Origin of the sequence: Streptococcus sp. HMSC065H07, assembly GCF_001837325.1 — a bacterium.
Taxonomy (GTDB): Bacteria; Bacillota; Bacilli; order Lactobacillales; family Streptococcaceae; genus Streptococcus; species Streptococcus salivarius_H.
On record NZ_KV832031.1, the window covers coordinates 122,363 to 124,938 of the forward strand.

General features: G+C 36.4%; 1 protein-coding gene and 1 pseudogene. Both read right to left on the minus strand.

Going from position 1 to position 2,576, the window contains the following annotated elements; genetic code table 11:
- Positions 1 to 643: 643 nt before the first annotated feature.
- Positions 644 to 1,936, minus strand: a complete 1,293-nt coding sequence (locus HMPREF2637_RS05305; RefSeq protein ID WP_070839507.1) for a hypothetical protein — start codon at positions 1,934 to 1,936, stop codon at positions 644 to 646.
- Positions 1,937 to 2,097: 161 nt separating this feature from the next.
- A pseudogene (locus HMPREF2637_RS10870) lies at positions 2,098 to 2,576 on the minus strand (ribonuclease D); the annotation flags it as partial.

Consider the following 2,576-nt stretch of genomic DNA (forward strand, 5'->3'; position numbering starts at 1 on the left):
GTTGCTAATAACGTTTGTTGTAGCCTTTCAAAAACTGAAGGCAAGTATCTCGTACCTGTTATAAGCGTTAAACCTCTTCTTCTGTCTGATGGCTTAACTGATAGCTAAAAGCGAGTACGCTCCCTTTTAACCCATTATAAAACATGGTATGCATGTCACTGGGACAGAACCAGTAATCACATATCCTCCTCCATGTTTCTTCTTTTCTCTAGTCACGTGACTATGAGTTCACCGTTTGAGGTATGGTGAAATAGATATAAATAATAATATTTATGTCTTTAGTATAGCAAACGCATGAAAAAATAGCAACTTTAGATTAAAGGTGACTTACAGTAAAATAAAAAAAAACACCTAAAAGGTGCATGATATACATTTTATGCTTTAGTCCCATATCAAATAGAACAGTAACAAAACCATGTACTTTAAAGGTTAACCTTCCTCTAAGTTTTAGTACCATGTCAAATAGAACAATAACAAAACCTCGACATGGACCAGCTCCCGACCTTCTTGCCTTGGCTTCCGGTTAGGCTATCTGGTATTTACAAGGTTATTCATAATTACCTTGAAGGTTCCTAAATAAACCCTTTTAGTCATTATAACATATTTATCGTTTGAGGCAAGGAATCAAGCAAATAACCCTATATCACTTATTCTTATGTTTAATCTTGTTCAGTTTAATATCTTTAAATGAGAGTTTATTCTCTAAAATAGCCACAAATTCATATGGAGCATTAAACATAATTTCAAAGCCTTTTTGTTTACGCTGGTCAAACCAAGACATCTCTTCTGGGTTATAATCCTTACGGGATTGCAAGGATTTGAAGTCCTCTTGATAAAGAGTAAAGGTATCACCCAACATCAAGATTTGATTAGCAATCCGTCCAAAACGGTTCTTTCGTGCTTTTTTTACCTTATGCCAGATATAATGCTTTTGGTCTAGAAGTTTCTTATAGGCTGAGTCCTGCACCCATACTCTCTTCCCTTTTTTCGGAACACCATTTTCATCGTAGTTGTCTGGGTTTAAGGCTCTACGCTTACTTTCTATAGCTCTATCCAACTCCGCCAACCGTTTACTATACCCAAAATCATTGGAGAGTTCATAAACAATAGTCTCATTATCACGCGCAGCTGTAATCGCCATCTGCTCTACAGATAACTTGATTTCCACGTTTCCTTTATTTGGTAGCTCATGGTCCAATCCATAAGGAACACCATCAAAGACTAATAAGATACTGTATTTCCAAATATTTCCCTTAACAAGAGTTCGCTTAATAGCATATAACGCTAATTTTTGGAATTCTAGTGCATAGGCAACCTTAATCTCTTGTTCTCGGCGAAAAGCAAAAGGGATAAACAGCTTGTCGTTTCTGCCTTTCCCAGTCTCAAAGAATACCCCTTCATCAGTCACGTTGTTATTGCATTTACGGTACCATAAAGTCGTAAAATTCGTTAAGCGACCAATTGATACATGGTTGCTACTTTCTCCTTGCTTACGACGCTGAAGATAGGCTCCTTTAACTGTCTGAGCAATAATTTCCATATTAGACCAGTGGATTATCCCTTCTTCTGCATACCTTTCATACATAGCAGTTGCTTGTCCTAATTCTTTATATCGGATAAATTTACCACTATTAAGACCAAATCTATCATTGAAGGCTATCCAATCAGCTTTAAGTGTCGCCGAAAGCTCCTTATGAGTTTCCTTCATAGAGAGTTTTTTTGTCTTGTCTTTCTCTTTAGATATGGCTTCCTTTAACTCTGCTAGCTCTTTAGTACGTATAGACAAAGACTTATATTCCTCTGAACTAACACGGCGATGTTCTTGACAGTTGATCCAATTTGTTACGGCTCGTTTTAACTTGTAGCCATATTTAAAACGTTTGGCTAGAAAATCATCATAACCTTTGGTATTCAAAGGGATTTCTAAAGTATACACTCCCCTACTCCTTTCTCCGAGAACATCCTCTGGCTAATTTGCCATATAGACCTAGTCTCTCATATATCGAAGACACCTCTTATGATGCCTTCTCATTCACTTGTTGTATTTAAGGCCTCAACGTTACAGAGCCAATTTTTCCATTCCAATAGTAAACTAGATTAGTATAAATTCTCCCACTGTGTGATGGAGTCTGGAAGTATTGCTTTATAATTCTCGTAAAAGTTAATTAATTCACTTGGTGTAATAACAACAATATTATCCACCTTATCAGCATTCAATACTTCTGGTGCAAAGAGGAACACTTCATAACCATTCTGGGTAAAATCAGCAAATTGTAATGCATCGAGTGCTTCGGCTTTTCTACCCTTTACTTGAACAACTGCCTTTCTCACCCGTTTAGGATCTCTAGATAAAAACTCGCATTCCACTTTTATAGTCGTCGATTTACTTGCAATAGAATTCGAAAGAACATAATAGTCATAATTTACCTGTATATAGGAAATCACTAGCTCTTCCAAATCAAAATCAGGCAGGTTATCCAATAAACTGCCTTCTAATCGAGCAACCTCGTAGTGATTCGTTTGAGAGAGTTTATTATAAATAGCTTTTGAGTACTCAACTATAATAGCATCATAAA